This window comes from Leptolyngbya sp. FACHB-36, assembly GCF_014695955.1.
GTDB lineage: Bacteria > Cyanobacteriota > Cyanobacteriia > Leptolyngbyales > Leptolyngbyaceae > FACHB-36.
This window is the reverse complement of record NZ_JACJPG010000204.1, coordinates 1-6,435: the sequence shown is the minus strand read 5'-3', so window position 1 is coordinate 6,435 and position 6,435 is coordinate 1. Positions and strand designations below refer to the sequence as shown.

Genomic DNA, 6,435 nt, shown 5'->3' with positions numbered 1-6,435 from the left:
GGCGCACTCAAGTTGACTGCAAACGTCCAGAGACTAAGGTACAGCAGGAACAAAAGGAAGTTAGTGTCTTGAAGGAAGGCAGGAAGCTGGAAGCCAGAAGTGGCGGGTGGGGAATGGGGAGCGATCGCTTCAGTTCGTTCTTGCTGAACTTGAGGGTTGACATCAATCATGAAGAACTGGAAGCCGAGGCTGATGATGCCCGCGACGATCGCGAACACCAGCATCACACCATAGCCCTGAATGGAGCCGCCAGGAAACGCAGCAATGATAAATCCCAGTATCGGCACAGACAGAAGGTTGGTTAGACTAGCGGCACTGCTGCGGATGCCAAAGTAGCGTCCCCGTAAACGACGCGGTACTAAAGTCGCCATCCAACTGAGCCAAGCGGCACTTCCAAACGCGCCAACAACGTGTGACACAAAGACGATCGCCAGCGTCCACTGAATCAGCGCCTCGGGCGGAATCTTGTTCCACTGAGCTAGAACGATTCCCGCCACCAGAATCAGCCATAGTAGTCGGGCAGGACCGTAGATCCACAGACAGTAGTTATGGCGACTATTGGTGCGATCGCCAAAAAACGCGCCCAGCGGCTGCAGCAGATTCACTAGCATCGGGATCGACGCCAGCAAACCAACCTGCACCGGACTGGCGTGTAGCTCCACAAGAAAATTGCTCAGCAGAACGCCGCCTGCCACGTTGGAGAAGATTGTCGCGAACACTCCATCCAATGTGGAGGCCTTTAAGCTGGTACGAATGACGGCTTTTGACTCTGGCGGAGACGGCTCCGGCGGCCAAGTAGACAACGCAACTTCAGGCGCGTCGATTTCGGTAGAGAGTTCAGAATTTAACGGCTTAATGGCTTCCGACGGCACAGCTCTCAACATCCTGCGAGGCGTTTTATCCGGTGTCTAATGCTAGATTACTACCCGACGGAAACTCCTTGTAGGCACCCGTCGATCAACAATCCTTTGCAGGATATCGGCTCTGCCAACTTAGCAGCACCGTCCAACAGACAGAACTTGAAGTAATGTTGCCCGTTTTAAGGCTGCTCAACCGCTGGATTAAACCAGTGTTCCCAGTCATCGACACCGGATTGGCGATCAACCGCTGCGGCAAGCCTCGTTCGCGTACCGTAATCCAGTGAGTGAAGCACAAGCTTTTTGCCTAAAACCGCTGCCTGCTCTAGGCTTGCAACTAACATCACCATACCGTGATCGTCGATCGCGTCTACCCAGAGCAGATCAACAATCACCTGCTCGGAAGCCTGCTCTAGGGCTACGGCTATCTCAGTCAGAAACGCTGTGCTAGTTAAGTGATTCAATGCACCTCTCGGTTGTAAAACAAACACAAATGGTTTGCTAGCCGCAGGGGTGCTCGACGACTGTGAAAGAGTGCTCACGCTAGCGAGAGTGCTTAACATTATTTCTGTACTGAGAACAGCAATGTTTCTAAATTGACCGAAACAAGAATCACTTCCTAATGATTTCAAGGATGAATTAAAGTCTCGTCGATCGGCTTGCGACTCATCACAGAAACATGTGTTTTTAGTCACACCTAAAACCGTAGATTCAGAAGAAAGGGATGTATTGCAACCAAGTTAACGGCACGAATAGCGCTAGATCGCTAATAGAAACTAGCAACTCAGTAGAAGCACTTAACTATCGGAATCTACCCGTAGCTGTCTCTGTCTCTAGAATCCTTATTTCTACTGAGGAGCCGCGTCAAAACCCTAGTGTGAGGGCGTTTGAGATATTTTGCATCTTAGTTGAAGGACAGTAGATACTCCGTAGATTGTAATTTTTAGTACTGAGAATCACTAGTTATTGAAATCTGCTGAATTCAATATTGCTATAGAAAAACTATGGCTGTGACCTGAATTGTTGCGAATGTTTTAAGAAATATTTTCTATTGTTCTAAAGGCTTTACGAATTAATTTTACGATCGAATTAATGCTGCCAAAACAGTGAGAAATTATGGTGGCTTTATCTTTAAGCAGTCGCACTTTACGTTAACTTTAGGAAGGGTTGACTAGAATCTTGAGAAGCCTGCTCAAGGGAAACTGTTTACTTTGAAGTAAGAGAATTGAGCCACGCAATCTACCAGCCGCATCTCAATCAAACATGAGCAGATGCAACGTCAAAAGCTATCAATCAATTGCTGTCGTTGCAAAAGAAATGTCATCTAAATTATCAGGGCTAAGACGATACGCCGCATTGTAGGCGTTTGATTGCAATAGGTACGAATACGCTGTCTTAGACAGGCAGCGGATGACGTTTGATTAATTGTGAAAGTTGGAGAGAGCTATGGCTATTAATACCGAAAAACTCAGCTACATTCTACAAAGCTTTGTTAGCACAACTGCTGATATTCAAGGAGCCGCCGTCGTGACGCCAGACGGTTTGCCTCTGTCAGTAAACTTGCCTGGTGCAATGGATGAAGAACGAGTCTCTGCAATGTCTGCTGCCATGCTGTCGCTGGGCGAACGCATTGGCGTTGAACTTGCTAGAGGAGGAATCGATCGTATTTTTGTTGAAGGCACAGAGGGCTTTAGTGTTTTGACAAACTGCGGTCAAGACGCTGTTTTTCTAGTGCTAGCTAACAAAGCCGCAAAGCAAGGTGTTTTGATGCTTGAAATTAAGCGTGCTGTTAGTGAACTAAAGCTAGTTCTATAAGTAGTTAGACAGCCCAACTAAGCCATAGAGCTAATCGTAATTAGCTCTATGGGTGCATCTTTCCATTCAGCATCGATCGTACTCTGCTAGTGAGGCAGCAATTAATGGAAATTTTGCGGTTAGTTGTCACTGGAACACCAGGGGCAGGCAAATCAACCTTCGTTCGTGCCGCAAGTCATGTTGGGGTAATTAATACCGATCGCGCTGCAACCGACGAAACTGCACAATTCAAACCGCAGACAACGGTTGCATTTGACTACGGTCGTGTAACTGTTGGATCTGCGATCGATCTGCACATTTATGGAACGCCCGGACAGTCTCGCTTTAACTTCATGTGGGACATTCTGATTCGTCGGGCACATGCTTACATTCTATTGGTTGCGGCACATCGTCCCGAAGACATTCCTAAAGCCAAGCAAATTCTTGCTTTTATGACCAATCAGGTGAAAATTCCAATGGTGATTGGAATTACTCATCTTGATTGCCCCGGAGCCTGCGCGCCTGAAGAAGTTCTCCTTCGGTTAGGCTATATCGATTCGAGGCAATATCCATTCACAGTATTGGTCGATTCCAATAGTCAGCTGTCAGTAAATATGGCAATCAACACCTCAATTTTGGCTCTGCTACTGTCGCGGAAAAAGGGTTTGTCGAATGATTTAGCCTTTGGTCATTCTGTACGTCCACTGGAATATCAAGAAACTCCTGTAGCTCCAAAAGCCAAAGTGGCATCAAGACAACGGTAACCGCGATTTTTGCCAGATAGAAGCCTGCTCTAGCACCCATTGGTTTGCTAAAGAGTAGCTGCTACAACCGCTACTACTCAAACAAGAATTGTTTTGGACAGTATTAACGTAGGGCAAAACTGCGTGCAGTTCTGAACTAGCTTTGTGCTATTAGCCAAATCGCCAAGTAATACCAATTCGGAATTCGGAATACTCGCTGCGCAAGAAGCAAGCTACGGAATTGCAGAAGCTTAATTCTGTCAATGTTTCAGTCGTTTGAGCTGTAGTTGGGATTTAGAGAATTGGTATGACCGAGAGTTTTTAGCCGCTATTAGCGCTCAACGATCGCGATTAACGTGCTGAATTTAATGGCATATTTGCGACTTGGAAATAGCTGGTAACGCGTTCTCGTTTATATTGATGCGCACAATTTATGACGGCTACTTACAGTTTGTATCAGCAGAGGCATTCATGGAGATCAAACGCTTACTTGTTGCAGGAGCCGTCGGGGCAGGAAAGTCTACATTTGTACGATCGATCGGTGAAATTGGAGTCGTCGATACCGAAGAAATTGCAACGGATGAAACAGCACTTATCAAGCCGACAACAACGGTCGTGTTTGATTTTAGTCGTGTCACGCTGCCGCAGTACACCCTTCACGTCTACGGAACGCCAGGACAGTATCGCTTCAATTTCATTTGGGAGATGCTAATTGAACAAGCGCACGTCTTGCTGCTGCTGGTTGCCGCGCATCGACCAGACGATTTTAAGCAGACGCAAAAAATCATTGCATTTATGCAGAAGCACGCTTCGAAGAGCGCAGCTGGGCAATCTCAACTTCCAATGATGCTTGGCATTACCCATACTGATTGTCCTGACGCGATTGCGCCTGAGGAGATTGTGTCAGCGCTGGAACTCTCTACACTGGTTTCGCTCCCAGTCCTGACAATTAATCCGCTTGATCGAATCTCTGTAGCGAACGCGCTTGCTACTGTCGCTGATGGAGTTTTCCATGAGCGCTGATCGACGCGACTACCAACCCCACCTCCTTAGCACTGGAGCAACAGTAGAGGTGGATGACAAGCGAGCGACTGAACTCTTGCAGGCGCTAATTCAGCCTGCTGCGCATCAACTTCCTCCAACTCTCCAGGATTTTACTGGACGGCAAGTGGAAGCCGAGCAAGCAATGACGCACGTGCAGCGGCTGAGGCGAGATCGATCGGATGCAGCTTCTGTGCTTGTAATCATGGGCAAAGCTGGGATCGGCAAGTCATCGCTGGCAACGCAGGTGGCTCATCGTCTCACACGTCTGTTTCCCGATGCACAAGTCTACATAAACCTGCGCGGCACAGAGATCGAGCCGCTTTCGTCGATCGCGGCAGTGACGCAGCTGCTGCAATCGTTGGGGATTGCACACGCCGTACCAGACCCACAAGTCGAGACTGATTTGTCCTCATGGATGGGAGGACGCCGAATCTTAGCGCTCTTAGACAACGCCTACAGCGAAGCACAGGTGCAGCCGTTTCTATCGCTAGGTGCTGGCTGTGCAGTGCTAGTCACCAGTCGCAAGTCGCTCACCCTTGCGGAAGCTGCAACGCTAGAGCTAGGCGAAATGCCAGCGGCGGAGGCGATCGAATTGCTGCAACGGGTCGCGCCTGTGGAACCCATCCAAACAGAATGGGAAACGGCTAAAGCGATCGTCGATAGCTGTGGATATTTGCCGCTAGCTATCCGCATTCTGGGGGGTTTGCTGCGGCATCGTCCAAACCTGCAACTGGTAACACTGCCCAAGCTGAGAAATGAGCGCCAGCGATTGGAATCGATGGGCTTGAGCTACCCAGAGCTTCGCGCCAGCTTTAGCATGAGCTATCAGAACCTAGACGACCATTCTGCTCGACTGCTGCGGCTGCTCGGATTGCTGGCTGAACCAAGCTTCACGCTCAAAACGGCGACTAGCCTGCTGGACTCGTCGCCTGACACCGTACGATCGTGCCTGAAGCAGTTAGTTGATGTTCAGTTAATTGAGCTAGTTGAGCCGATGAGCAAACGCTATCGGTTACACGACGTGATTCGCCAACTGGTCCGAGGACAACTAGCGATCGCAGAGTCTACCGAAACGCGACATACGGCTCGGTTACACCTCAGTCAGGCGTATCTAGAAATTGCCGAAGTTATGAGTTTGGCACTGGACCCGATCATTCGTCAGCGGCTAGGACAGCAGTATGGCAACGGACAAAGACAATTGCCCGCAGAATTTGAGCAGCGGTTGTATCTCAGCGCGTTGAACTGGTTTGACATCGAGCGGCTAAATTTGCTGGCGTCGATCGACTGGGCGTTTCAAACGGAAGCGTGGGAACTGGTGCTGGCGATGGTCAACTATTTGACTCCGTTTTTTAGCGTTCGGGCAGATTGGGCTGCTTGGGAAACAACGCACCGGATGGCGCTGACAGCCGCTGAGAAAGTGGGCGATCGCTTGTGCGCGGCACACCTGCACAATAATCTAGGCAATGCCTATCTGTACCAACAAAACAGGGAGAAGGCGAAAGAGCACTACAAGCACAGTTTAGCCAGTCTTGATCCGCTACAGGATGCCACCCAGCGATCGCAGACGCTCGCCAACTTGAGCCTTGTTTCGCTGGAGCAAGGCAACCAGCAAGACGCGGCAGCGCTTTGGGAATCTGCACTGACGCTGCTGGATTCAGGCTCTCTAGAGCAGCGAGCGATGCTGAAATGGATGCGGTCTGTGAATGAATCGCTGCTTCAGACGGTGTATCAGCAGCTAGGCGATGTACTCATCGAGCCGCTGCCTGAAGCTCAACCGTCGCGCAACTTTTTTAGCGCGATCGGAGGAGTGTTTAAGCGCTGGATCAACGAGTGATATGAATTCGGAGTTCGGAATTCGAAATTTGGAATTGCAGAAGGTTGAGTTCGTTTACGTTTTAGTGGTTTGATCGATCGCTGGAATTTGGAGAGCTGGTATAACGTCGGGGAGACAGCAGTGTCATAGGATGCAAAAAGCTGTAGCAGAGGACGTGCGATGC

6 protein-coding genes are annotated in these 6,435 nt (G+C 49.4%); 4 read left to right on the top strand and 2 right to left on the bottom strand.

From position 1 onward, the window contains the following. A partial coding sequence (locus H6F43_RS04670) for an MFS transporter (protein WP_347272372.1) occupies window positions 1-872 on the bottom strand: 872 nt, incomplete at its 3' end. A gap of 167 nt (window positions 873-1,039) precedes the next feature. Beyond that, window positions 1,040-1,321, bottom strand: a complete 282-nt coding sequence (locus H6F43_RS04665) for a hypothetical protein (RefSeq protein ID WP_190341142.1) — start codon at window positions 1,319-1,321, stop codon at window positions 1,040-1,042. A 982-nt stretch (window positions 1,322-2,303) separates the two neighbouring features. Here H6F43_RS04665 and H6F43_RS04660 point away from each other — a divergent pair. From H6F43_RS04660 to H6F43_RS04645, 4 genes are all read left to right on the top strand, one after another. Continuing rightward, window positions 2,304-2,672, top strand: coding sequence for a roadblock/LC7 domain-containing protein (locus H6F43_RS04660; protein ID WP_190341140.1), 369 nt, complete (start codon window positions 2,304-2,306; stop codon window positions 2,670-2,672). An 89-nt stretch (window positions 2,673-2,761) separates the two neighbouring features. Beyond that, a complete protein-coding gene (locus tag H6F43_RS04655; RefSeq protein ID WP_347272371.1) occupies window positions 2,762-3,415 on the top strand; it encodes an ATP/GTP-binding protein in 654 nt (217 codons plus the stop codon). 450 nt (window positions 3,416-3,865) lie between these two features. Continuing rightward, window positions 3,866-4,417 (top strand): ATP/GTP-binding protein, encoded by a 552-nt coding sequence (locus tag H6F43_RS04650; RefSeq protein WP_190341138.1) that lies wholly within the window; start codon window positions 3,866-3,868, stop codon window positions 4,415-4,417. Beyond that, a complete protein-coding gene (locus tag H6F43_RS04645; protein WP_190341136.1) occupies window positions 4,407-6,272 on the top strand; it encodes a tetratricopeptide repeat protein in 1,866 nt (621 codons plus the stop codon). Before H6F43_RS04650 ends, H6F43_RS04645 begins: the two co-directional genes overlap by 11 nt. Window positions 6,273-6,435 lie beyond the last annotated feature (163 nt).

What these genes read in the sequence shown, in the direction of transcription:
- H6F43_RS04660 (WP_190341140.1), top strand. Translation starts at nt 2,304, where the DNA reads ATGGCTATTAATACCGAAAAACTCAGCTACATTCTACAAAGCTTTGTT.
- H6F43_RS04650 (WP_190341138.1), top strand. Translation starts at nt 3,866, where the DNA reads ATGGAGATCAAACGCTTACTTGTTGCAGGAGCCGTCGGGGCAGGAAAG.
- H6F43_RS04645 (WP_190341136.1), top strand. Translation starts at nt 4,407, where the DNA reads ATGAGCGCTGATCGACGCGACTACCAACCCCACCTCCTTAGCACTGGA.